The 22,802-nt window shown below is 70.4% G+C and carries 20 protein-coding genes; 17 read left to right on the top strand and 3 right to left on the bottom strand.

What is annotated here, in order from left to right; genetic code table 11:
• Positions 1–44 precede the first annotated feature (44 nt).
• The 6 genes from OV427_RS01765 (at position 45) to OV427_RS01740 (ending at position 6,526) form a co-directional block, all read left to right on the top strand.
• Complete coding sequence (locus OV427_RS01765; RefSeq protein ID WP_267854377.1) at positions 45–299, top strand: hypothetical protein; 255 nt, start codon at positions 45–47, stop codon at positions 297–299.
• Positions 296–577, top strand: a complete 282-nt coding sequence (locus tag OV427_RS01760) for a hypothetical protein (RefSeq protein WP_267854376.1) — start codon at positions 296–298, stop codon at positions 575–577. Before OV427_RS01765 ends, OV427_RS01760 begins: the two co-directional genes overlap by 4 nt.
• Entirely contained in the window at positions 574–2,544 is a 1,971-nt protein-coding gene (locus OV427_RS01755) for a hypothetical protein (protein ID WP_267854375.1), read from the top strand. The genes OV427_RS01760 and OV427_RS01755 overlap by 4 nt, the downstream gene beginning before the upstream one ends.
• Positions 2,541–3,470 carry a hypothetical protein gene (locus OV427_RS01750; RefSeq protein WP_267854374.1) on the top strand — a complete coding sequence of 310 codons (930 nt, stop codon included), beginning with the start codon at positions 2,541–2,543 and terminating at the stop codon, positions 3,468–3,470. The genes OV427_RS01755 and OV427_RS01750 overlap by 4 nt, the downstream gene beginning before the upstream one ends.
• Positions 3,467–4,303: a hypothetical protein gene (locus OV427_RS01745; protein WP_267854373.1), complete on the top strand. Its 837-nt coding sequence runs from the start codon at positions 3,467–3,469 to the stop codon at positions 4,301–4,303. The genes OV427_RS01750 and OV427_RS01745 overlap by 4 nt, the downstream gene beginning before the upstream one ends.
• Before the next feature lie 120 nt (positions 4,304–4,423).
• A complete protein-coding gene (locus tag OV427_RS01740) occupies positions 4,424–6,526 on the top strand; it encodes a thaumatin family protein (protein WP_267854372.1) in 2,103 nt (700 codons plus the stop codon).
• Positions 6,527–6,601: 75 nt separating this feature from the next.
• Here OV427_RS01740 and OV427_RS01735 read toward each other — a convergent pair whose 3' ends face one another.
• On the bottom strand, positions 6,602–8,026 hold the full coding sequence (locus OV427_RS01735; RefSeq protein ID WP_267854371.1) for a hypothetical protein: 1,425 nt from the start codon (positions 8,024–8,026) through the stop codon (positions 6,602–6,604).
• 149 nt (positions 8,027–8,175) lie between these two features.
• Here OV427_RS01735 and OV427_RS01730 point away from each other — a divergent pair, with 149 nt between their 5' ends.
• The 8 genes from OV427_RS01730 (at position 8,176) to OV427_RS01695 (ending at position 17,118) form a co-directional block, all read left to right on the top strand.
• Positions 8,176–9,093 (top strand): NAD(P)-dependent oxidoreductase, encoded by a 918-nt coding sequence (locus OV427_RS01730; RefSeq protein ID WP_267854370.1) that lies wholly within the window; start codon positions 8,176–8,178, stop codon positions 9,091–9,093.
• 32 nt (positions 9,094–9,125) lie between these two features.
• Positions 9,126–10,376, top strand: a complete 1,251-nt coding sequence (locus tag OV427_RS01725) for an alpha/beta fold hydrolase (protein WP_267854369.1) — start codon at positions 9,126–9,128, stop codon at positions 10,374–10,376.
• Between the two features lie 208 nt (positions 10,377–10,584).
• Complete coding sequence (locus OV427_RS01720) at positions 10,585–11,484, top strand: ABC transporter ATP-binding protein (RefSeq protein ID WP_267854368.1); 900 nt, start codon at positions 10,585–10,587, stop codon at positions 11,482–11,484.
• Positions 11,481–12,290 carry an ABC transporter permease gene (locus OV427_RS01715; RefSeq protein ID WP_267854367.1) on the top strand — a complete coding sequence of 270 codons (810 nt, stop codon included), beginning with the start codon at positions 11,481–11,483 and terminating at the stop codon, positions 12,288–12,290. Before OV427_RS01720 ends, OV427_RS01715 begins: the two co-directional genes overlap by 4 nt.
• Positions 12,277–13,527, top strand: coding sequence for an aminotransferase class I/II-fold pyridoxal phosphate-dependent enzyme (locus tag OV427_RS01710; RefSeq protein ID WP_267854366.1), 1,251 nt, complete (start codon positions 12,277–12,279; stop codon positions 13,525–13,527). The genes OV427_RS01715 and OV427_RS01710 overlap by 14 nt, the downstream gene beginning before the upstream one ends.
• Entirely contained in the window at positions 13,524–14,435 is a 912-nt protein-coding gene (locus OV427_RS01705) for a nucleotidyltransferase domain-containing protein (RefSeq protein ID WP_267854365.1), read from the top strand. Before OV427_RS01710 ends, OV427_RS01705 begins: the two co-directional genes overlap by 4 nt.
• Entirely contained in the window at positions 14,432–16,132 is a 1,701-nt protein-coding gene (locus tag OV427_RS01700; protein ID WP_267854364.1) for an alpha-amylase family glycosyl hydrolase, read from the top strand. The genes OV427_RS01705 and OV427_RS01700 overlap by 4 nt, the downstream gene beginning before the upstream one ends.
• Positions 16,129–17,118 carry a nucleoside-diphosphate kinase gene (locus OV427_RS01695; RefSeq protein ID WP_267854363.1) on the top strand — a complete coding sequence of 330 codons (990 nt, stop codon included), beginning with the start codon at positions 16,129–16,131 and terminating at the stop codon, positions 17,116–17,118. The genes OV427_RS01700 and OV427_RS01695 overlap by 4 nt, the downstream gene beginning before the upstream one ends.
• A 5-nt stretch (positions 17,119–17,123) precedes the next feature.
• Here the strand turns inward: OV427_RS01695 and OV427_RS01690 are convergent, their stop codons facing one another.
• Positions 17,124–17,912 carry a hypothetical protein gene (locus OV427_RS01690; RefSeq protein ID WP_267854362.1) on the bottom strand — a complete coding sequence of 263 codons (789 nt, stop codon included), beginning with the start codon at positions 17,910–17,912 and terminating at the stop codon, positions 17,124–17,126.
• Positions 17,913–17,998: 86 nt separating this feature from the next.
• Between OV427_RS01690 and OV427_RS01685 the strand changes: the two genes are divergently transcribed.
• From OV427_RS01685 to OV427_RS01675, 3 genes are read left to right on the top strand one after another with little or no spacing between them, the layout of a single operon-like run.
• The gene (locus OV427_RS01685) at positions 17,999–20,740 is read left to right on the top strand and encodes a PEP-utilizing enzyme (protein ID WP_267854361.1); all 2,742 of its coding nucleotides are present in this window, start codon (positions 17,999–18,001) and stop codon (positions 20,738–20,740) included.
• On the top strand, positions 20,733–21,362 hold the full coding sequence (locus tag OV427_RS01680; protein ID WP_267854360.1) for a gamma-glutamyl-gamma-aminobutyrate hydrolase family protein: 630 nt from the start codon (positions 20,733–20,735) through the stop codon (positions 21,360–21,362). The genes OV427_RS01685 and OV427_RS01680 overlap by 8 nt, the downstream gene beginning before the upstream one ends.
• Positions 21,359–22,144 carry a phosphocholine cytidylyltransferase family protein gene (locus OV427_RS01675; protein WP_267854359.1) on the top strand — a complete coding sequence of 262 codons (786 nt, stop codon included), beginning with the start codon at positions 21,359–21,361 and terminating at the stop codon, positions 22,142–22,144. The genes OV427_RS01680 and OV427_RS01675 overlap by 4 nt, the downstream gene beginning before the upstream one ends.
• On the opposite strand, the gene OV427_RS01670 is transcribed toward OV427_RS01675, so the two are convergent.
• Entirely contained in the window at positions 22,137–22,652 is a 516-nt protein-coding gene (locus tag OV427_RS01670; RefSeq protein ID WP_267854358.1) for a hypothetical protein, read from the bottom strand. The two genes, OV427_RS01675 and OV427_RS01670, sit on opposite strands and share 8 nt — an antisense overlap.
• Positions 22,653–22,802 lie beyond the last annotated feature (150 nt).

The raw sequence follows: 22,802 nt of genomic DNA, 5'->3' as shown, positions 1-22,802 counted from the left end.
GATGCTGTCATGCCCAGCGTGAATCGGACTTTACCGGAGGCCGGATGTCCAACCCCGTACGCGTCGTCTTTCGCAACCAGGCCAACGCGCCTGTGACGGTCATCATCAACGGCTACTACAACGCAAGCTCCGTCCCGGTCCGCGTCTATTCGGGGCAGGTCACCGGCATGAGCGGTGTCTTCCAGGTGTCGGGCTACGGCTCCTACGCCTGCTCCGCCTACGCGACGACCATCATCTCCCCGTCGCTCGCTCCCCAGACGGACGTGTCCATCGTCTTCTCCTCGGAGCAGACGTCATGACCCTGATGCGTGTCGTCTTCGCTCCCCTCTCGGGGCAGGGCTACCAGGCGGACATCAAGAAGATCGTCCAGGGCAAGCCTGCCGAGGTGACGAACGTGTCGGTCCCCAAGGCGTCGACCACCGACATCACCACGACGTTCTCCGGCGACCCGGGCGGGAGCTACTTCATGCAGCTCTCCTCCTCGGGAGGGCCCAAGGCCCTCTCGGGGACGGCGACCTTCTCGTCGGACGTCACCATCACCTTCGGCGCGCTGTTCACGGTCTTCGAGGAGGGATGAGCGCCTCGCGGTCCGAAGAGACGCCGTCCCTCTTCCTGGTGTCGCTGCCCCGCTCCCTCTCGTCGAGGACGTGGGAGTGGGCGCGCGATCTACTGCAGCTCGCGTCCCCCGGCTGGGTGACCGATGGCGAGGTGCTCAACCTGGAGCGCTTCGGCTTCGCGTCCGCCTCCGCCTCCGCCTCCGCGGCGGTGCACTTCCTGCGCCCGTCGGACGGCCCCGCCTTCGAGGCCGCCCGCGAGCACCTCGTGCACCTGGTGCGCCCCACGGGCTGGGCCTACAAGGACGTCACGCAGCCCTTCGTCGTCTCCGCCGCGCTCTCCCAACCCGGTCCCCTCCGGGTGCTGAAGCTCCACCGCTCCCTCGCCGACGTCGCGCTCGCCATGGGAGACAAGGGTTGGACCTACCCGGCGCGGGGCGTGCGCCGCGACAACCCCGACGAGGCCCTCATCGAGGGCCTGCTCGACGCCCAGGAGGCGCTCGACTCCATTCCCGGGCTCGTCGTGGACTTCGACGACCTGGTGATGGATGAGCTCGCGCTGCCCGCCTCGCTCAGGAGTCTCTATCCCGGGCTCGCCATGCCCGAGGTCGTCTCCTTCGACGAGCCGTTCCTCCGGGCGCGGGACGAGGTCCTCGCGCGACGCCGGAGCGAGCGCCACCGCGTCCTGGGAGATCTGGCGCTCCAGGCCGTGCAGCGGCGCGCGGAGCGCCGGACTGCACCCGCGGATGCGCCCCGGGCCGCTTCGCCGGTGTCCGGGCGCCGGAGCCGCCCACGCATCCTCGTGGTGGGCGATGCCGTGGCGCCCACCGGCTTCAGCCGGGTCACCGCGAGCATCTTCCGGCCCCTCGCCAGCGACTACGACATCCACCAACTCGGCATCAAATACGCAGGGGGCGCCCACGACCTGCCGTGGACGCTCCACCCGGCGATTGATGCCCGGGGCGTCAGCCGCCTGCCGGAGCTGTGCGCCACCCTGGCGCCGGACCTCATCTTCCTCGTCAACGACATCTGGGTGCTCGGGGACTATGCCCGGGCGCTCGGCCGCGTGCCCGGACGCCACCGGACGGTGGCCTACTGCCCCGTGGACTCCGGGCCGCTGAGCGCGAGCTTCCTCGCGGGGCTCCAGGGCGTCCACCGGCTCGTGGCCTACACCGCGTTCGGTCAGGGAGAGCTGCGCGCCGCCGCCTCCCGGCTCGCCACCGCGCCCACCTGGCCGGACGTGGATGTCATCCCCCACGGCATCGACACCGACGTCTTCCGCCCCCTGGCGCCCCCGGGCGAGGCATTCGTCGCGTCCCGCCGCCGCAGCCGCGCCGCGCTCTTCGGGACGGATGCACTGGATGACGCCTTCATCGTGCTGAACGCCAACCGCAATCAGCCGCGCAAGCTCATCGACCTCACCGTGCGGGGCTTCGCCGCCTTCGCGAAGGGGCGCCCCGACGCCCGGCTCTACCTGCACATGGGCACCGAGGACGTGGGCTGGGACGTGCGCGGGCTGGGGGAGCGCTTCGGCGTCACCGACCGCCTCATCATCAGCACGGACCAACGCTACGCGCCCCGGCTGTCGCTTGCCCAGCTCAACCACGTCTACAACGCGTGCGACGTCGGGGTGAACACCTCGAGCAGCGAGGGGTGGGGGCTCGTCTCCTTCGAGCACGCCGCCACGGGCGCCGCGCAGGTGGTCCCCGGCCATACCGCCCCGGGGGAGCTCTGGGCGGGCAGCGCCGAGGTGCTCGACGTGGCGTTGACCTTGTGCCAGCCCCGCATCCTCACCGACGCCCACGTGCCGTCCGTGGACTCGCTGACGGCGGCGCTGACCCGGCTGTACGAAGACCGGGCGCACCTGGAGGCCCGCTCCCGGGCCGCCCATGCGCTCGCCACCCGCCCCACGCTCCGGTGGGACAACATTGCCCTGGAATGGGCCCGCCTCTTCGAGGACGAGCTCGCCCGGGGTGGAGGCCGTCCATGAACCCCATCTATCAGCAGGCCCTCGCGGGCACCCTGAGCTCGGCACCCACCGGTGGCATGCGCTCCATCCGCTTCTGGAACAACCTGCCCGTGGACGCGCAGCTCTTCTACCTCGCCGAGGACGCCTCCCGGTGCGCCATGGGCGTCGTGCCCGCGGGCTACGCGGTCAACTTCTGGGTGGCCAACGGGGACTACATCAGCTGGTCCTGCCGCCACACGGGCTCGTTCATTGGCGTCTGCTCCATCTCCTCCAGCACCACCAGCGTCTTCTTCGGGCCCAACGCCATGGTGGACCCCAACGACATTGGCCTGCCTCCCCAGCCCACCTCCGAGGTCATCATCCCCCCGGACTCGCCACGCGTCCTCGTGGCGGCCGGCCTGCTGCAGAACCGCAACCGCACGATTCGCGAGCAGTACTGGCGGCGGCTGCCCGAGTCCTACACCATCGCCCCGGGCGAGACGCAGACGGTCAGCAGCACGTCCACGTCGAACATGCAGCAGACGTCCTCGAGCACCGACACCGTCTCCGCCTCCCTCGGCACGAGCGCGAGCGCGGGCTGGGGGCCCATGTCCGTGGGCATCTCCGCCAGCCTGAGCGCCAGCTCCACCAGCTTCCAGGAGGTCTCCCTCAGCACCGAGTACACCGCCTACGTCTCCGACACCCTCACCGCCACCGAGAGCTACACGCAGATGTTCCTCAAGTGGCAGATGATGGACATGCTCAGCGTGCTCTCTCCGAATGGCGAGGTGCTGTCGAGCATCGTCAACGGGCTGTCCCCGACGGTGCTGCAAGGGCCCTACAACGTGACGGACCTCTCGACGCTGGCCGCCGCGAAGCAGCCCCGGCTCCCGGCGCGTCCGGGCTTCCCCCGCACGCGTGTCGCCGCCCGTCCGTTCCAGCCCCGGGTCGGTGCGGGGCGCAGGTGATCGTCGCGTACTGGAATACCGAGCGGGCCAGCGGCCTGGAGTCCCGCAACCTGGGTCCCCAGGTCCGCTGCCTCTGGTGTTGCGAGCAGCTCCTGCGGTGGGTCCGCGACACGTACTACGCCCACCAGGAACTGCCCTCGCTCATCTTCCTGACCGAGGTGTCGCAGGGTGGGGGCCCGATGTCCGCGTACCTCAGCAGCGTCCCCGGCTACCAGGCGCGCTACATCCCCGCGGGAGACCGGAACAACAATCCCAGTCCCTGCTCCTACATCATCATGTGGCGGAACACGCTGAATCCGGAGATCGAGGTCGTCGGGGCCAGCCAGAAGCGGCCCGTGTTGCGGGTGAGGGTGCATGGTCTCACCGTGGGCGGCGTCCACATCATCGCCAACCCCAGCAAGGCCCCCGATGAAATCTTTGGCGACATCGCCGAGCTCCACACGGAGCAGCGGCCCACGGTCCTCATCGGCGACATGAACTATGCCTGGGAGCAGCTCGACAAGGCCCTGCCGGGCAGGCGCGAGAGCTTCGAGGACGAGATAGAGGAGCTCTTCGACTGGACGCCGGTCCACCCCAGGCTCCAGGCCACCCACGGGCGGCGCTCGCGGGAGACCGGGGAGCTCAGGACCCAGATTCTCGACTACCTGTGGAAGTCCGAAGACGTCACCCGCATCGAGGCGATGCCTCCGATTCCCGGCTACAACCAGTGGACGCAAATCGACCACGCGCCCATTGCCTACCGCATCCACCTGAATGGCGAGGACGAGGTGATGTCCGAGGAGGAGGAGGCGATGGCGCGCGAGGTGGTGGCCTCGATCCACGCACGCCGCTGAGCCTCGGCGGTGGGGGCTTTGCTCCGGGCCCGCTCGCTCCTGGTCGTGTGTGACAATCACAATGTGGGGGACTCCGCCGTCTCTCGAATCATCGGATGTCCCTCGCCGGGAGGCTCGCTCATGACGTCACGTCGGTTGATTGCTCCAATGCTGTCGCTGGGCCTGTCCGCGGTGCTGGTGATGCTCGCGGTGGGACATGGTTGCAAGGGTGTGGGCACCAGCGTTCGCCCCGAGGTCGCGGCCACGTCCGCCTCGCTGTCCACCCCGGTGACATGCCCGCAGGGGTTCCGCACCTTCACCCTGACGAACCAGGCGAGCCAGACGGTGTGGCTCGGCCAGACGGCGGGGGCGGCGCCGCCGCCCTTCAACTGTACGGACGACAGCGACTGTGGCCCCAACCAACAGTGCAACAATCCGGGCTGTACCAGCAGCGCGGATTGCAACTCGGGCAACATGTGCGACACCCGCACGGGACAGTGCATGGTGGCCCCCGGCACGCAGTGCAACGGCACCGCGAAGCCTGTCACCGTCGACCTCCCCATGCCGCTGTGCACGGGGGCGAAGCAGGTGGCCCCCTGCACGGGGTGTGGCGCCGAAGGCTGTGACACGGCGACGGGCCTGTGCATGTGCGCCAGCGGAGGTCAGAGCGCGTGTCCCGCCGACTCCGGGACGACTTGCTCCAGCACCGTGCAGGAGTGCAGCCTCGCCAACGGAGGCACCTGCTACTTCCAGCAGGTCATCCCCGGCGAGAACCAGGGGTGCAGCGCGACGAGTTCCACCTGCCCGTCGGGCCAGAGCTGCGACGTGGCCCTGGGGCTGTGCCAGTACCCGGCCACGGACGGCGGCGTCCCCCTGGACGCGCTCGAGCTGACGAGCGGCGAGACGGCCACGTTGTGCATGCCTTCTTCGCTTCCCACCGCCTACGCCAGCCTCCAGCCCGAATACACCTCCTGCACCCAGGACTCGCAGTGCCAGAGCAACCGGTGTCTCCAGGCCAGCGGTGGCGCCATCTCCAGCCCGCCGACGGACTGCCCGGCTGGCGGCACGTGCCTGTGCCGCGCCGTCGTGGGGTGGAGCGGCGGCATCTTCGGGCGCCTGGGCTGTCAGGCCGACGGCACGAAGTGCCAGAGCGCGGACTGCGGCAACGCCCCCGGCCAGCCGTGCCCGCTTGGCAAGGGCGGCACCAACCCGTTCTCCTCCGCCGAGTTCACCCTTCAGCCCAACGCCCTCGACTTCTATGACGTCACCATCATCAACGGGGCGAACGTCAGCATCCAGATGGGGCCGCGCGGCGACGGCGGCTTCGCGCCTGCCTCTCCGCCCTCGCCCTATTCCTGTGGGAATGCCGGCAGCACAAGCGCCCAGGGCAACGCGGACGCGGGCATGCTGGAGGCCTGCTCCTGGAAGTTCACCCCGGACACGAGCGCCGGGCTCCCCGCCGACTACTCCGTGCTGCTGCGCGCCGTCACGCTGCCGGCATGCACGAGCAGCAGCGACTGCGCGTCGGGCACGAGCTGCGTCAACAACCTCTGCCAGCCGACGCTGACGAAGTGCAACACCACGCAGCCCTACTGCGCGGGCAACGCGGTGTGCAGCAACCCCAACAACCCCGATGCCGGCTATTGCAGCACCTGCCAGGCGGACAGCGACTGCTCGGCGGACGCGGGGACTCCGACGTGCGGCACCACGTTCCTGCCGGGCATCGGCAACATGACTCCGCTGGTCCAGGCGTGTGGCAGGTCCATTGGCTGGTGGTCCTACGAGGACCTGTGCTCGGCGCTGCCCGGCTACAGCTATGGCCCCCTCAACTGCTCGCAGATGATGAGCGCGGGCACGGTGACGGACACGCTGACCAACCTCTTCGGGTGCGCCGGGCAGTTCTCCAGCTCCTGCTACAACGCGACCGCCGGAAACACCCCGGCCTGCTGTGGCTGCGCGACCTTCCCGGGCAACCCGGCGGGGAGCTTCTGGCCCACCACGCTGGAGGCTGGCAACAACCCGGCCCAGGCGGACGCAGGGCAGTGCGTCAACAACAACACCGTGTGGGCCCAGAGCGTCCAGCCCTGGATCGCCTTCCTCAAGCAGGCCTGCCCCACGGCCTATACGTATGCCTATGACGACGTCACCAGCACCTTCACCTGCATGACGCCGGGGACCGGCGTGGCGGATGGCGGGGCGCCCAACGCCGTGGGCTACGGCATCGTGTTCGGGGACGTGAACTAGGCGGCGGGAGGTGGAAACGAAGCAGCCCCGGTCCCTCACGGGCGCCGGGGCTGCTGGTTCATGCCAGCGGCGGGGTCACTTCGTGGCGGGCACGTGGTTGACGGTGGTGACCTCACGCGGCGCCTGGAGCGCGGGAAGCGATGCGGTCAGCGAGCCCAGGTAGAGCCGGCCGTGGAAGCCGTGGGGCTGCTGGGAGGTGAAGAGCGTCAGGCCAACGGCCTGCTTGGAGGACTGTCGTGCCTCGAGCGTCGGGCTGATGCCGAAGACGTTGCACTCCACCTCTTCGTCCCAGACGTTGTAGCGGCAGGCGAACTGGGTGCCGCGCTGGAAGCCCACGTCCAGGGCACGCACAGAGGGCAGGGCGCGTGCCACGCGAGCGCCCATGGGCTCGAGGTCGCCATCCCAGCTCACCTCCGTGGTGCGTGCGTGGACGCTGCCCGTGAGCACCAGCGTCCAGGCCCCGGGGCGCTTCGACTGGGCGTCCAGCAGGTGTTGGGCCATCTGCGCCTCGCGCTCATTGCCGGAGGCCTTGTCGGAGTCGATGGCGACCACGGCCACGTCCCTTCCGGAGACGCGCAAGCGGCGGCCCTGCTCGACGAGCCACAGCATGGCGCGGCTGCTGCGCCCGTCCTGGTATGCCCGGCGCCAGAATGCGCTCCCCGAGAGGAGCTCCTGAAGGGCCGCTGAATCGCCGTCGCTGGCGAGGTAGCGCTCGAGGAGCGGCTGCTCGGAGACGGGAATGGACAGCGCCAGCGTCACCGGCAGTTCCCGGGCCGTGGCCTCGCACAACATCCGCAGCGCCGCGGACGGTACCTCCTGCGTGCCCAGGGGGTCCGCCACGAGCAGGACGCCTCCCGCGGAGAACAGGGACGAGGCTCCCTCCACGGGAGCACCACACGCCGGAGCAGTGGAGGAGGCGGTGGCCCCCGCCTCCTCGCCCCGGCTCTCCATCACCACCGAGCGAATGGGAATAGGGGGATTGCCGCTCACCAGCTCCAGCGCGGGGGCCATCTCCAGCCGCTCCAGGAGCTTCTGCTCGATGACCATGTCGCGGTAGCCGCGCGCCGGCTGGTAGCCCTCCAGCCCAGGGACATTGTTGAAGGCACCCGGCACGGAGAACAACTGCACGCTGGACCGACCGGATTCCTCCGCGACGGAGCCACCCATCTGCGCGTACCTGATGCGAAAGACTCGAACGAGTGCCTGCCGGGGCCCGAGCCGCTCTCCCTGGATGTAGTATCGCTCGGGGGGGATGACGTCCGGAATGAAGGACGAGAACATCTCCAGTCCCCCCTCCTTCTCCATCACGGCATAGCGGTTCTTCTCCAGGATGTACCGGGCCGTCATCAGCGCGTCCTCGACGGGCACCTGATAGACGACCTCGTGCGTGGGCGTCTCGTACCGACCCGTCTCCGGGTTGTACTGGGTGTCGATACCTCGCGTGGCGGAGGCACATCCCACGCACCCCAGGAGCCCCAGCATCACTCCCAACCGTCGCATCACTTCCTCCATGAGCCACAGGCCCAGGAGGCTGTTTTCGGGCCTCCTGGACGCGTCAATCGCAGAAACGCTTGGGACGCGTAGGGCATATTGACATCGCCCGGTTGACGACGGAATGGAAAGGGTGGCGACGAGCTGGCCCGGAGCTCGTGGAGCTCCAGGACCGAAACAAAAGGAGCTTGCACATGCAGCCGAGTCGTTCAGCGAAGATGGCGGTGGTGGGTTGTGGTCTCATGGGAAGCGCACTGGCACGAGCCTTCGCCTCGGCGGGCCACGAAGTCGCGGTCTGGAACAGGACTCCCAGCAAGGCCACGGCTGTTGGTGGTGGCACCCGCGCCTTCGAGAGCCTCGTCGAGGCCGTCTCGGGACGAGAGCTCGTCGTCGTCTCCCTCTCCAACTACGCCGCCGCCGCCGAGGTGCTCTCGGCGAAGGGCGTCGCAGCGGCACTGGCTGGAGCGACTCTCGTTCAACTCACCAGCGGCTCACCCGCGGACGCTCGCGAGGGGCTGGCGTGGGCCCAGGCGAACGGCGTGGACTACCTGGATGCCGCGATTCTCGCCTACCCGAGCTTCGTCGCCACCGATTACGCGACGGTCTACTACGCCGGGTCGCGCGCCGTCTTCGACCGGCACGCCGAGACCCTCCAGGCGGTTGCGAAGAACTCCGTGTACGTCGACGAGAAGATTGGCGCTGCCGCGACGCTCGACTGCGCGATTCTCGAGGCCTATTACGGCGGCTCCCTGGCGTTCCTCCATGCCGCGGCCATGTGCAAGGCGGAAGGCCTCGACCCGAAGGCCTTCTTCGCGCAGAAGAACTCCTTCCTCGGCCTGATTTCCGTCACCGCCGACGCCGCGCAGGGGATGATCGAGAAGAATGACTTCTCGGGCGACCAGTGCAGTCTCAACACCCACGTCGCCGCAATCGAGCACATCGTCCGGCTGAGCCAGGACGCCCGCATCAGCGCACGCTTCCCGAAGGAGTTGCTCGAAAACTACAAGCGAGCCGTCAGCGTGGACCTGGGGAATCAGGAGTTGCCGGCCGTGTTCCGGACCCTGACCCAGGACTGACGCTTACGACCGTCTCATGGAGGGCCCCTGAAATGCCGCTCGCTTCGAGCTTGCGCCGCCGACTCGCCGTGCTCACACAGTGTCTCGCGGTCTGCGGCCTCGCCCTCGGTGTCGCTTGCGCCGCCTCCCCGCCGCCAGCGCGGGCCCGCACGCCCGACGAGGCGCCTCCACCTGTCGAGGCCCGCGCTGGCCCACGGGCGATAGATGCACGGGCAATCATCGCGGACGCGCGGAAGATTGCGTCGCGCGATGGGGTGGAGGAACTGCTCGAGATTCCGGTGGGGGAGACGAAGCAGTGGATTTCGGTCCGGGGGCGTGACCGGCGCAATCCCATCCTGCTGATGATTCACGGCGGGCCTGCCTCCCCGGAGCTTCCGACGAGCTGGGCCTTCCAGGGCGGCTGGGAGGACTTCTTCACCGTGGTGCAGTGGGACCAGCGCGGCAGCGGCAAGACGTACAACGCCAACGACCCCGCCCGCATTGGTCCCACGCTCTCCCTCGACCGCATCACCGAGGACGCCGTGGAGGTCGTCCAGTACCTTCGGCGCCGCTACGGCAAGGAGAAGGTCTTCGTTCTCGGGCACTCCTGGGGGAGCCTCGTCGGTCTGGGGCTCGCCCACCGTCATCCCGAGCTATTGTTCGCCTATGTGGGGATGGGGCAGGTCATCAGCGGCCAGGAGAACGAGCGCGTCAGCTACGCCCTCACGCTCGCCGCGGCCGAGGCCGCCCACGACCTGGTCGCCCTCCAGGAGCTGCGGGCGATTGCTCCCTACCCGGAGAAGGACGGGTCGCTGCCCCTCGAGAAGATCGGCATCGAGCGCAAGTGGTCCAATACGTTCGGCGGCCTGGTGCATGGCCGCGACGACATCGGCCACTACCTGAACCTGGCGGACCTCTCACCCGACTACTCCGCGGCGGACGTGGCGGCCATCGAACTGGGCTCGCAGCTCTCGCTGCCGCAGTTGCTGCCGGAGCTGGCGCGGTTCGACTACACGCAGGTCACCCGCTTCGACTGCCCGCTCGTCATCTTCGCGGGGCGGCATGACACGACCACCCCCTCACAGGTCACGGCCGACTGGCTGACGCGGGTGCGCGCGCCGGGCAAGCACCTCGTCTGGTTCGAGAACTCCGCCCACATGATGATGGTGGAGGAGCCCGGGCGCGTGCTCCTCCACCTCGTGCAGGACGTGCTGCCGCTGGCTGCGCTCAGGCCGGTGCCGGCTCCCGCCGCCTCCTCCCTGCCAGGCCCCACGCCGCCCGGCACGGGGCCTGCCTCGCGCTGACGCAGTTCGAGCTTCGCGATTCCTGTGCGCACCCCCGGCCGCCGACCGTGACGCGGTCCGGCCTGGCGGGTGCTGCCCGCATGCTGGATGTCAGATCGGCGCGGTAGAGCCTCTTCAAGGGTTCCCGCTTTATGCCGGTCATCTCGAAATCATCGTTTTCATTGGGAGTCCTGTTTGTGTCAGGGGCTCCTGGTACCTCGTGAGCGTCATGCACGGTTCAGTCCTGCTCTGTGCGGAGGGCTTGTCCTTCGCCTACACCCGTGGAGCGCAAGTGCTCCGCAACGCGTCCCTTTGCTTGAGGGCGGGAGCTTCCGTGGGGTTGCTCGGCGCCAATGGCGCGGGCAAGACGACGCTGCTGGGCGCCCTCACGCGCACGCTGCGGGGCACGGCCGGGGGCTCGCTCCGGCTCGACGTGGGGGCTCTGCCCGCGCGCCGCGCCATCGGTTACGCGACGCAGGCCCTCGCGCTCTATCCCATGCTGACGGTGGAGGAGAATGTCGGGCACCTGGCCTCCCTCCTGCTGGGGCGCGTGGAGGCGAAGGCCGCCATCGCCCGAGCCATCGAGGAGTTCGTGCTCGGCCCCATTGCCCGCACGCGGGTGCATCACCTGTCGGGTGGGCAGCGGCGTCTCGTGCACCTGGCGGCGAGCTTCGTCCACGGCCCGCCCATCCGGCTGCTCGACGAGCCGACCGTCGCGCTCGACTTCGAGGCCCGCCAGCTCGTCGTCAGGCGGGTGCGCGGGTGGCGTGAGGAAGGCGCCGCGGTGCTCATCACCGCGCACTACCCCGAAGACATCGAGGAACTGTCCACGGAGCTGGTGCTGCTGCGGGAGGGGACGACGCGGGACCTGGGCGAGCTGGGCGCCGTGCTGTCGAGCCAGGCCCGCACGCTGTTGCTCCAGGCAGAGCGCTCCGCGTCCCGGCCCGAGAGCACCTCGTGGGAGCTCATGCTTGCCACGGGCCGCCTGGACGAGGTCCGGACGAAGCTCGGCGAGCTTCCTTCCGATGTCCGCCTGTCCGAGCTGCGCCTGTCCGGCAACCGGCTTCGCGACATCCTCCTGAGGGACCCTTCGCTCAGCTCCTTCGCCGAAGGGACCGAGCAGCGATGAGTCCGAACGGGGCGTCCAATAGGAGTTCCGCCACCCAGGCGGTGGCCGGGTTCGTCAATGTGGTGGCGGGCTACGCGTTGACCGAGTGGCGCGTCCTCTGGCGCGAGCGCACGGCGATGGTTTTCATCTTCATCCTGCCCGCCGCCCTGTCCGCCATCCTCGGCCCTGGCGTCTCGGGGCTGGAGGCGGCGCCGGGCGCCATGGGCCGGGCCACCATCGGCTTCGCGGTGATGTTCAGCTACATGGTGGTGACCTACTCGGGCCACGCGTTCTACCGGGACTTCTGGTACCACACGAACGGCCGGCAGGCGCTGATCCGCCCCTCGAAGCTCGCGTTCGCCCTGGGCAAGGTGCTGCCCGCGTGCGCGATGTCGTTCGTGCAGTTGCTGCTCTTCACGGGCTTCGCGGCGGCGTTCCTCGGCCTGCCACTGCAAGGCAGCTTCCCGCAGGTGGCGCTCACGGGCGCGGCGCTGGTGGTGAGCGGTTCGGCCCTGGGGTTCCTCCTCTTCGCCGTCACGCGCAGTACCGCCACGCTCTCCAATCTCTCCTACCTCGTGCTCGTGACGTTCAGCGCGGTGGGCGGCGCCATCGTCGTCACGGACGCGCTGCCGGCGTGGTCGCGCACGCTAGGCTACGCCACCCCGCACTTCTGGGCCCTGCGCGCGCTCAACGAGGCCACCTTCGGCCAGGGCCGCTGGAGCGTCGTGCTCCAGAGCACCGCCGTCATCCTCACCTTCACCGCCGTGTGCGCGGCCGCCGCGAGCCTGGCGTTCGACTTCCGGGACCAGAAACATGACACCACCTGACCAGGCCACGCCGGACCGCCCTCCGGCTCCCATCATCAGCCGGCTGCTCGGCGACCCGCGCGTGGCCCAGGCCCGCCTCGGCAGGCGCATTGGCCGGCTGCCGTACTTCACCAGGGTGGAGTCCGCCACCGGTCCCATCACCCGCATGGAGGGCCGGGAGATTCTCAACTTCGGCTCCAACAACTACCTGGGGCTCGCCAATGACGCCCGCGTCATTTCCGCCGCCCAGGAGGCCACCGCCCGCTGGGGCGCGGGCGTGACGGGCTCGCGGCTGCTCAACGGCAACCTCGCGCTCCATGAAGAGCTGGAGGAGGCGCTGCGGCGCTTCTACGGCCGCACCGGCGCCCTGGTGTTCTCCACCGGCTACGGCGCCAACCTGGGCCTGATGAGCGCGTTGCTCGGCCGCCATGACCGCGCCTGGGTGGACGAGGAGATGCACGCCTCCGTCCTGGACGGCGTGGCACTGGCGCGAGCCCACATGAAGCGCTTCGGCCACAACGACGCCGAGGACCTCCTGGCCCAGGCGGCGGAGGACACCCACCCCGGCATCTGCGTCGTCGAAGGCGTCTACTCCATGCGCGGAGACAGGGCCCCGCTGCGCAGGTTCCTCGAGGTGTGCCGGGCCACGCGGCTGGCGCTCATCGTGGACGAGGCCCACGGGCTCGGGACGGTGGGCACGCGAGGGCTCGGCACCGTGGAGGACGAGGGCGTCGTCGAGAGCGCGGACTTCATCACCATCACCTTCTCCAAGAGCCTGGGCTCCTGCGGCGGCGCCATCATCGGCGACGCGGACCAGATTGAGGCCCTGCGCTTCGGCACGCGGCCCTTCCTCTTCACCGCCTCCAACTCTCCGGGCTCGGTGGCCTCGGCCCTCGCGGCCCTGCGCATCCTCCAGGCGGAGCCGGGCCTGGTGCGCGAGCTGAAGGAGCGGGTGCGGACGCTGCGCGAGGCGCTCCAGGCGCGCGGGATTCGTCCCATCCCCTCCGATGGCCCCATCGTCAGCGTGGAGGTGGGCGCGGACTTCGACACGCTCCAGGCGTGGCGCCTGCTCTGGAACCGGGGCATCTACGCCAACCCGGTCGTCTCCCCGGCCGTGCCGGCCGGCAGGGGGCTGCTCCGCCTGAGCGTGATGCGGACCCATGAGGAGCAGATGGTGCGCACCGTCGCCGACGCGTGCGCGGACGTTTTCTCGGACCTGCAGCTGTCCCAGGAGGGACGGGGGAAGGTGGCATCATGAAGCGCACACATCAGCTCGCCAGCGGCCAGCCGCTCACCGCGGAGACGCTCCGCGCCCACGGCGTGGACCTCGAGGGCATTCTCTCGGAGCTCGTCAGCGACCCCGCCGCGTGCGGCGTCCTGCTCACGGGCTCGCTCGCGGCCGGCAACGGTACTCCCAGCTCGGACGTCGACCTGATGGTGCTCATGCCGCACCGCACGTCGCTCGTCACGAGCAGGGAGGGCGTGCGCTTCAAGAACAGCCGCTTCAGCGAGGCGCTCCAGTACTGCGATGGCATCGAGGTCAACATCGAGCTGGCCGAGCGCCACCGCGTCGCCGAAATCATGACGTGGATGACCGCCATCGCGCCGGCGCTCTACAAGCCGTCCGAGCTCAAGTTCATCCCCATCATCGACGGCCCGGAGCTGCGCTTCCTCCAGCGCCTGCGCACCGGCCTGCCCCTGCTCAACCCGGGCCTCGTGGCGAGCTGGCGGGACGAGTTCCTCGTGGAGCTGCTGCCCACCTACCTCGCCGTGCGTCACTTCATGGAGGTCCACGAGTACCTGGAGGACGCCATCAGCCACCACGCCTTCAGCGAGGAGTCCAGCCGGCACGTGGCGCGCATCTCCGTGGAGGAGGCGCTCGTCTCCATCCTCGCGGCGCTCGGAATCTCCAGCGCGTCGCGCAAGTGGCTCATCGTCGAGTCGCGCAAGGCGATGGCCACCGCGGGCGAGGTGGACCGGGGCCTGCTGGCCGAGGGGCTCGCCATCCTCGCGGACTGCGCGACGGGGCCGGTCGGGGACTGCCTCAAGCGCATCGAGGCGCTCCACAAGCGCATCGCCGCGCGTCTGTCGACCGAGCCGGAGCTGGCACGCGCGGTGGAGTTCATGCAGGGCAAGATTGGCTACGTGCTCGAGCAAGAGGCATGACCTCCTCCAGCATCCCGGCCGTTCCGGTCCGCGCCCCTCCGATGGCGCGGCTGCGGGACGCGCTTGCCCAACTCCATGGCGAGGAGCGCGCGGCCACACTCGCCCGGGAGCTGGCGGCGGTGGCGGACGGCGTCCGCGCGCGTCGCCTGCCCGGGCGTGTCGTGGGCAGCGAGAGAGCCGCCGTCATCGCCGTGTACCCCGACCACGTGCTGGACGGCGGCATGGCCCCGCTCCAGGCGCTGATGCGCTTCCTCGACGAGGAGGTGGGTGGCGTGGGCCCGGCCCTGCTGCACGTGCTGCCGCCCTTCGTGTCGGACGGGGATGACGGCTTCGCGGTGGTGGACCACCAGGCCGTGCACCCCCGCTTCGGCGCGTGGGAAGACCTGGAGCGCCTGTCGGAGGCGAGTGGTGGGCTGATGCTCGACCTGGTGATGAACCACGTGTCCACCGCGCACCCGGGGTTCCAGGGCGTGCTGCGAGGGGAGGGGAGCAGGGAGGATTTCCACCTGTTCTCCGAGCCGCGGGCCCTCGAGTGGGGCACGCGGGTGCGCACCTCCTCCCTCCTCCAGCGCTTCGACACGGCGACCGGCCCCGTATGGGCGTGGTGCACGTACGGGCGCTCGCAGGTGGACCTCAACTACCGCTCGCCGGATGTCCTCTCCTCCATGGCGCGGACGCTCCTGCGGCTTGTGGCGGCAGGCGCGCGCGTCGTCCGCCTGGATGCCATTCCCCACGTGTGGAAGCGCGTGCCCGGCGGGCCACACGAGCCGGAGGCGAAGGTGCTGGTGCGCGTGCTGCGCGCGGTGGCGGACCTGGTGGACCCGTCGGTGCGCCTCCTCGCGGAGACCGACCACCGCTCCGGCGAGCGGTGCTACCTGGGCGCGGAGCTGGCGCAGCACGACAACCACCTCGCGGTGCCGCTGCTGGTGTTCGCCGCCGCGCTCGTTGGCGAGGGCGGGCCGCTGGTGGATTGGGTGAACGCGTCCGCGTCCGACGCGCACCGCTGTGACGGGTATGCCTTCCTCCAGACGCATGACGGCGTGCACCTGCGCCCCATGGACCCGCCGCTGGACGCGCGCACCCTGCGGCGGGTGCTGGAGCGGCTGGAGCGGAGCCGCGTCTGGGTGTCCCACGCGGACGTGCGGGGCGAGCCGCAGCCGTACGAGCTCAACAGCTCCCTGCACCGCATCTTCTCCACCGAGGCGGGCCTCGACGTCGAGCGTTACCTCGCCGCGCACGCGCTCCTGTTCGCGCTACCAGCCACGCCCTCGCTCTATTTTCCCACGCTCTTCGGGCTGCCGGACGCGGTGGGTGTCGAGTCCTCCAACCCCCGCGCCGCGAACCGGTACCGCTACCCGTATGGGGCGCTCCGCGCGCTCATCCGGCAGCCGGTGCATGCGCGCATCCTGAAGTCCCTCCTCGGCCTCATCCGCCTGCGCGACGCGCTGCCCGCGCTCCGGGAGGACGGAGGCTGCGAGGCGCGGATGGCGGCCTCCCACGTCCTCCAGCTGACGCGGGGCCATGCGCGCCAGCCCCTGCACGTGCTCGTGAATCTCGGTGCCGAGCCCGCGACCGTTCGCTCGCCGCTGCGTGAATGGAGGGAGCTGCTTGGAGGCCGTCAGGGCAGGGGAGACGTCGTGCTCGCGCCGGCCGAGGCGGTGTGGCTGGTGGAACCCGGCAGCGGAGACCTCGCATGAGAAACCTCGCCAGCGTATCCGGCCTCGTCGAGGCCTTCGCCTCGCGTCCTGCGAGCGAGGAGCTCGTCTTCACGTTCTTCGACCCGTACGCCCTCGGGCTCGGGCTCGCGGAGGAGGCGCTCGCCTTCCTCGCGAGCGAGGGCTTCCGCACGGTGGACCGGCGCTTCGTGCAGTACACGCAGAGCAGCATCGAGGCGGTGTACAGCCCCAACCGGCCCATCGCGCTCGACAAGACGTGGGCCGTGCCGAGCGAGGTCTACCTGCTCGAGCCCTCCTACGCGCTGCTGCTGCACACCCCGGGGCGGTCGGCCTCCGCGGCGTTCAAGGCGCTCAAGGGGTCCGCGGACCCGCGCAAGCGCTCACCGCACCACCTGCGCAGCCGGCTGCATGCGCCCACGCGCGCGCTGAGTCTCATGCACTCCTCGGACGACGCGCGAGCGACGATTGAAGAGGCCGCCACGGCCTTCGACCCGCGCGAGCTGCGCCTGCTCCTCGAGTCAGCCGGGCGTCCCACCCGGCGCGCCATGTCTCCCTCCCAGCAACTGCCGGGCGCCCTGGTGGGAAGAGCCTGGCGACCCTCGCCCGCGGAGTTCCTCGTCCACCTGCGCCTGCGCCTCGCCGAGGAGGTGGAGCTCATTGCCCCCTTCCCCGAGGGCCTGCCCCGGCTGTGGCGCGAGGCCGCGGGCCAGCTCGCGGCGCACCGCGCCGAGCACGCAGCGTCCCGCGAGCTGTACCTGCGCGTCGTGGCCGACGAGGCGGCGCTGGTGGAGGAGGCGGTCCGTGCGGGGCGCTCACACCCGCGTCGGCCGGGGCTGTTCGACTACCGCGTGGAGCCGGCGCTCGCCGCCGCGGTGCTGGAGTTGCTCCACCAGCCCGGGCTGTACCGCGAGACGGACCTCACGCAGCTCATCGGGCCGGTGGGGGCCCTGGTCCGCAACGCCTACGAGCGCGTGCTCCTGCGCAGCGCGCTCCAGGAGTTCGAATGAGCCCCTCAACCCGCCAGCGGCACGCGCTCGATGGCGCGGCTCTTGAGGATGAGGTCGTCGTGCGTGCGCAGGATGGTGAGCTCGTTCACCTCCAGCTCCACGATGACAGTCTCGCGGAAGCGCTGGAGCACGCTGAACAGCTCGTCCGCCTCGTGCACATCCAGCTCGGAGTTGAAGCGCAGGTGGTCCGTCAGCTGCAGACAGCCGATGTAGAAGCCGGGGTGGAGCGAGTGCTCCAGGCGCGTCTGGATGGCAGTGAGGTGGTCCACCGGGTTGGGGCCGTCCGTCAGCTCCGGGTAGACGGGGAAGTACATCCGGCCGTTCTTCTTGCCCCAGAACCAGCCGCCCTTCACCTGGATGCGGAAGCGCGGGAAGCCCTCCAGCCGCTGCTTCACGAAGGGGACGATGTCCTGCGCGGGCATCCGCTCGTGGAGGCCGTTGCAGATGGTGAAGTGGTGTCTGTACTTGCGCCGCTCGACGATGTCCCACGCAATCTTGCGTGCCGCGGCCGTCATGGCGACGGCATTCATGAAGCGGTTGAACTGGGGACTCTGGGCGAAGGCGCCGAAGTCCACGAAGCCCACCAGCGAGATGCGGGGCGCGCGGTAGGTGCCCATCCAGTCGTAGCCGGCCTTGACGTCGTATGGCACCACCTCCGGGTGGTCGGGCCGAGCCAGCGGCAGCTGCATCAGCCGGTACTCGTAGGAGAGGACATGGTCCTCGGAGGGGCGGGGCTGAAGCTCGTTGCCCGCCCGGCGGTACGCGAGCCGCTCATCCGTGGCGAAGGTTCTCATGCATCGAATCCACCACACGTGGACAGGGGCGGCAATGTGAGGCCGCACTCGCGGCGCGCTCCACGTCCGCTCGCGCGAGGTTGCTCGTGACACTCCGGGAATCCGACACCGCCACGCTTCGCCTCGACCTCCCTACCGGAGGCATCCGCGACTGCCGGGTGCTCGCCATCGGACCGGCGCACGCCTCCATGCGCGCCTGGGCCGAGCGCACCCTGGACACGCTCGCGGAGGCGTTTGGCGGTGCGCCGCTGACGCTCGCCTTCAAGGGGACGGTGCTCTTGCGGCCGCGCGCGCTCCACGTGCCGCTGCGGGGCGCCTCCGCCGTCATCGCCACCTGGCGCGGCGAGTGCCGCTTCATCCTCGGGCGGACCCAGGCAGTGCGCCGGGAGCTGGAGGGGTGGGACCTGGACGCGGTGGCGGTGCGCCTCGGGAATTCGGGAGATGTGGTGCGCCTCGAGCTCCGCGAGGACGAGGCCACGAGCGAGCCGCTCGCCCCGGTGGGCCGGCTCCTGCTGGGTGACAAGGCGCGCACGCTCGACATCCTCTCGGAGCTGCACGGGCCGTGGCGCATCTCCCGGCCGCTCATCGTGCGGGGCCAGGAGTGGGCGGTGGACCGTGGCGGCGTGCTCTGGCGCGTGCGGGAGCGCTTCGGCACCGCACGTGTCGTCGTGCGCTCCTCCTGCTCGGCGGAGGACGCGTGGGCGGAGTCGAATGCGGGGCGCTTCCTCTCGGTGCTCGACGTGGACGCGGGCGACGCCGAGGCGCTCGGCCGCGCCATCTCGGACGTGTTCGGCTCGTACGGCCGGGGGGCGGAGTCCGAGAAGGTCTTCCTCCAGGACTACGTCCACCCCGTGGACGAGAGCGGCGTGCTGATGACGCGGCACCCGGAGACGCTTGCGTCCTACTGGGTGGTGGCGTCGGACCGTCACAGCGGGCGCACGGACCAGATTACCTCCGGGGCCCTGGAGAATCCCTCCTCCGCGTACGTGGAGCACGGCGTCCCCAAGGGCCTGCTCCCGGGCTCGCTCCGCCGCGTCGTCACGGTGGGCCGCGAGCTGGTGAAGCTCACCGGCGTGGAGACGCTGGACCTCGAGTTCGCGCTGGCGGGCAGTGACTTCCACCTCTTCCAGGTGCGACCCATCACCCGCAGGACAGGGCTCCCCGAGGGGAGCGAGGTCCGCCGCGCGAGGCTCCTCGCCGATGCCTGCACGGCGCACCAGAAGCTCGTCCCGCCCCGGGGGCCCGTCGTCGGCGAAGGGACCGTCTACAGCACGATGACGGATTGGAACCCCGCCGAGATGATTGGTCGGCGCCCGCTGCCGCTGGCCCGCTCCCTCTACGGCAGGCTCATCACCGACCGGACCTGGGCGGAGCAGCGCGCGCAGTACGGCTACCGGGACCTGCGGGGCGTACCCCTCCTGCGGGACTTCGCCGGGCATGCCTACGTGGACGTGCGGGCCTCCCTCAATTCCTTCATCCCGGCCGTCACGCCCGCGCACGTGGCGGCAAGCCTCGTCTCCTCCCAGCTCGCCCGGCTCGCCGAGGACCCCCAGCTGCACGACAAGGTGGAGTTCGACATCGCCGACACGTGCGCGAGCCTCGGCCTGCGCGAGCGGCTCCGGAGGCTCTACCTGTCCGACGTGGAGGAGGGGGAGCTGGAGGCGCTGGCCGTGGCGCTGCGGGCCCTCACGCTCAACGGGCTCCGCGGCCTTCCCGCCTGGCTGGAGCGGGTGGAGCAACTGCGCGCCGCCCCGCTCGCGCCGGGCTTCGGAGGTGGGCTCGGCCCCGTCCTCGAGCGCCTGCGGGAGCTGGGCACCCTCCCGTTCGCGCACCTGGCGCGCACGGCGTTCGTGGTGACGGCGCTGCTCAAGAGCTTCGTGCGCGAGGGCGTGCTGGACGCGGGAGAGCAGCGTCAGGTGCTCCAGCGCATCCGGACGGTGGCCGGGCAGCTGCAAGCGGACGCGCTCCGTGTGCGGAGGGGTGAGCTGAGCCTGGAGGCGCTCGTCGCAGAGTTCGGCCACCTGCGCCCGGGCACCTACGACCTGCGCACGCCCCGCTATGCCGCGGACCCCGAGCGCTACTTCGGCCCGCTCATCTCGGGCACCGAGGAGCTGGCCAGGCACGAGGAGCCGCTCTCACCAAGCCTCCTGGAGCGCATCGGTGCGGGCCTCCGGGGCGCGGGGCTCGAGCTGTCGAGCCACGAGTTTCTCGGGCACCTCGGCGCGGCGGTCTCCGGCCGGGAGTACGGCAAGCACGTGTTCACCCGCACGCTCAGCGCGGTGCTCGAGCACATCGCCGACTGGGGAGAGCCGCTGGGACTGGGCCGGGACGACCTCGCGCACCTGTCGCTGGAGCAGGTGGAGGCCGCCATGGGGCTGCCAGCGGCCGAGGCGCGGCCCCGGTGCCGCGACGCCATCGACGAGGCCCGCGAGCACGCCGCCGACATCAACCTCATCGAGCTGCCGGACGTCCTCATCCGCACGTACCACCTGCTCTTCCACGTGAGCAGCGACGAGCAGCCCCTGTTCGTGACGAAGGCGTGCGTGCGCGCGCCGGTGTTGGTCGCGGACGGGCTGCCGGATGCGGAGCGCGTGCGCGGCACCATCGTGCTGCTGGAGCGCGCGGACCCCGGCTATGACGGCCTGCTCGCGCTCGGCGTGGCCGGCATCGTCACGGCGTATGGCGGCGCGAACTCGCACATGGCGGTGCGCTGCACCGAGCTGCAATTGCCCGCCGCCATCGGCGTGGGCCGCGAGCAGCTCCGGCGGCTGGCGAGCGGGCGGGTGATGACGCTGGACTGCGGTGGGCGCAGGCTCGTCCATGAGTGAGCGCCGCGCCGTCCTCGTCACCCAGCGCCGTGACTGCGTCCCGGATCGGCCGGAGACACGAGATGCGCTGGAGGCATCCTGGGCCGAGTGTCTGTGGGAGGCGGGCTGGATGCCGTTCCCCGCGGTGAACGTGGCCGCCGCGGCCGCCGCGCAGTTCGAGGCCCTCCGCCCGGGGCTCGTCCTCCTCACCGGCGGCAACGACGCGCCGGGGACGGGACAGGACCGCGTCCCCGCGCGGGACGAGACGGAGTCGGTCCTGATGGCGCTCGCCGCCCGGACGGGCACTCCGCTGCTCGGCGTGTGCCGGGGCGCGCAGATGCTTGCGCTGGCCGCGGGGATGCGGCTGGTGCGCGTCGAGTCCCACGTGCGCGTGCGCCACGCGCTGAGGGGCCCGCTCGCCGACGCGTGGAGGGGCCCGGCGGACGTGGCGAGCTTCCACCACTGGGGCGTGGAGGCGGGCTCCATCCCCGAGGGGTGGGACATCGTCGCGCGCTCGGAGGACGGCGTCGTGGAGGCCTTCGCGAGCGCGGAGCGGCGCTCGCTCGGCGTTCTCTGGCACCCCGAGCGCGAGCCCCGTCACCTTCCGGCAGTCCTCGAATACATGGAGGCGTCCTTCCTGTGAGAGCAATCATTCTGGCCGCGGGGCTGGGAACCCGCATGGGTCCGCTGGCGGCGAATCGTCCGAAGTGTCTCGTGGAGCTGGCGGGAGCGCCGTTGCTCGACCACCAGCTGGCCGTGTACCGGCACTTCGGTGTCGACGTCACGGTGATGGCTGGCGCGTACCCCGAGCAGATTCAAGAGGGGCGCGACGTGCGCGTGGTGGTGAACCCGGCCTACACCACCGGCAACATGGTTGCCACGCTGCGCTTCAGCCTGCCCGTGCTGTCCCGGAGCGAGCCGGTCATCGTCGCCTATGGAGACATCGTCTTCTCGCGCGAGGTGCTCGCCGCGATGCTGGCCGCGTCGCACGACCTCGACGTCGCCATCGACACGCAGTGGCGCCGCCTCTGGGAATTGCGGATGGAGGACCCCACGACGGACTGCGAGTCGCTGCGTCTGGAAGGCGAGCGCATCATCGACATCGGCTCGCGGGTGCGCTCGGTGGAGCAGGTGCAGGGGCAGTACCTCGGGCTGTTGCGCTTCGGGCCCGGCGTCCTGCACTCACTCTATGAGCGCTTCGACCGCCGCGTGGCCGAGGACGCCCGGTACTGGAACACCTCGATGACGGCCTTCCTCCAGGACCTCATCTCCGAGGGCATGGCGATTCACGCCGTGCCCATCGCGTCTGGCTGGCTGGAGGTGGACAACGGAGAGGACCTGCGCCGCTACACCGAGGCCCACGCTTCGGGTGCGCTGGCGGGCTTCTGGTCCCCCACGGCGGCGCCGCGCGGCAGCGTCAGATGAGGCGCACGCGGGGGTCTCCCGCGTCCTGCAGCAGGGACATTCCGGCGCTGTAGCGATCGAGGATGTCGGGGACGGAGGCCAGTGCGCGGATGGCCTCGTCCCAGTCCGGCCAGGTGAGGCGCTCCGAGCGCACGGCGTCGCTGAAGGGCGAGCCGTCCGTGAGGTGGAAGTGCACCTGTCCGACGTCCTGCCGGGGGCCCGCGTTGACGAGCACTGAAGAGGCAGCCCTGCGCTGGGCGCTGGCGATGAGCGCGAAGAGGTTGGCGCGCAGCCCGGCATGGCGAGGGTGGGCAAGGGCGAAGACATCCGGCACGGCGCGCAGGGGAACGGCGAGGTGGTGGAAGCTTCCGTAGCAGGGACGCGGGTGGCGGTAGAGGGCGGCGAGCTCCGAGCGGTCCAGGGTGGTGAGCGGCAGGAGCCGGTCCACGTGCGCGAAGCCGAAGCGGACCAGGGAGCCCGAGGCGGGGGACCGCGCCATCCGGAACGCCAGCTGTTTCAGGGATGCCATGGACGGCCTTTACGCGTGCATCAGCCGCGCGGGCTGACAGGGTTGCGCGGGAGTTCTACTACAGGGGGACCCACACCCGGGGACCGGACACGTCGCGGTCTCCGTCGCTAAGCTCTCGGCTCGAAGCGGACAGCCTGCAAGACGCAGCCG

The organism is Pyxidicoccus sp. MSG2 (assembly GCF_026626705.1).
Taxonomy (GTDB): domain Bacteria; phylum Myxococcota; class Myxococcia; order Myxococcales; family Myxococcaceae; genus Myxococcus.
Note: the sequence above shows the minus strand (reverse complement) of the source record. Positions and strands in the feature narration are given on the sequence as shown.

Excerpts from the sequence above, each read along its gene's own strand:
- OV427_RS01765 (WP_267854377.1), top strand. The coding sequence starts at position 45 with ATGTCCAACCCCGTACGCGTCGTCTTTCGCAACCAGGCCAACGCGCCT.
- OV427_RS01760 (WP_267854376.1), top strand. The coding sequence starts at position 296 with ATGACCCTGATGCGTGTCGTCTTCGCTCCCCTCTCGGGGCAGGGCTAC.
- OV427_RS01755 (WP_267854375.1), top strand. The coding sequence starts at position 574 with ATGAGCGCCTCGCGGTCCGAAGAGACGCCGTCCCTCTTCCTGGTGTCG.
- OV427_RS01750 (WP_267854374.1), top strand. The coding sequence starts at position 2,541 with ATGAACCCCATCTATCAGCAGGCCCTCGCGGGCACCCTGAGCTCGGCA.
- OV427_RS01740 (WP_267854372.1), top strand. The coding sequence starts at position 4,424 with ATGACGTCACGTCGGTTGATTGCTCCAATGCTGTCGCTGGGCCTGTCC.
- OV427_RS01735 (WP_267854371.1), bottom strand. The coding sequence starts at position 8,026 with ATGCGACGGTTGGGAGTGATGCTGGGGCTCCTGGGGTGCGTGGGATGT.
- OV427_RS01725 (WP_267854369.1), top strand. The coding sequence starts at position 9,126 with ATGCCGCTCGCTTCGAGCTTGCGCCGCCGACTCGCCGTGCTCACACAG.
- OV427_RS01720 (WP_267854368.1), top strand. The coding sequence starts at position 10,585 with ATGCACGGTTCAGTCCTGCTCTGTGCGGAGGGCTTGTCCTTCGCCTAC.
- OV427_RS01715 (WP_267854367.1), top strand. The coding sequence starts at position 11,481 with ATGAGTCCGAACGGGGCGTCCAATAGGAGTTCCGCCACCCAGGCGGTG.
- OV427_RS01710 (WP_267854366.1), top strand. The coding sequence starts at position 12,277 with ATGACACCACCTGACCAGGCCACGCCGGACCGCCCTCCGGCTCCCATC.
- OV427_RS01705 (WP_267854365.1), top strand. The coding sequence starts at position 13,524 with ATGAAGCGCACACATCAGCTCGCCAGCGGCCAGCCGCTCACCGCGGAG.
- OV427_RS01700 (WP_267854364.1), top strand. The coding sequence starts at position 14,432 with ATGACCTCCTCCAGCATCCCGGCCGTTCCGGTCCGCGCCCCTCCGATG.
- OV427_RS01695 (WP_267854363.1), top strand. The coding sequence starts at position 16,129 with ATGAGAAACCTCGCCAGCGTATCCGGCCTCGTCGAGGCCTTCGCCTCG.
- OV427_RS01690 (WP_267854362.1), bottom strand. The coding sequence starts at position 17,912 with ATGAGAACCTTCGCCACGGATGAGCGGCTCGCGTACCGCCGGGCGGGC.
- OV427_RS01680 (WP_267854360.1), top strand. The coding sequence starts at position 20,733 with ATGAGTGAGCGCCGCGCCGTCCTCGTCACCCAGCGCCGTGACTGCGTC.
- OV427_RS01670 (WP_267854358.1), bottom strand. The coding sequence starts at position 22,652 with ATGGCATCCCTGAAACAGCTGGCGTTCCGGATGGCGCGGTCCCCCGCC.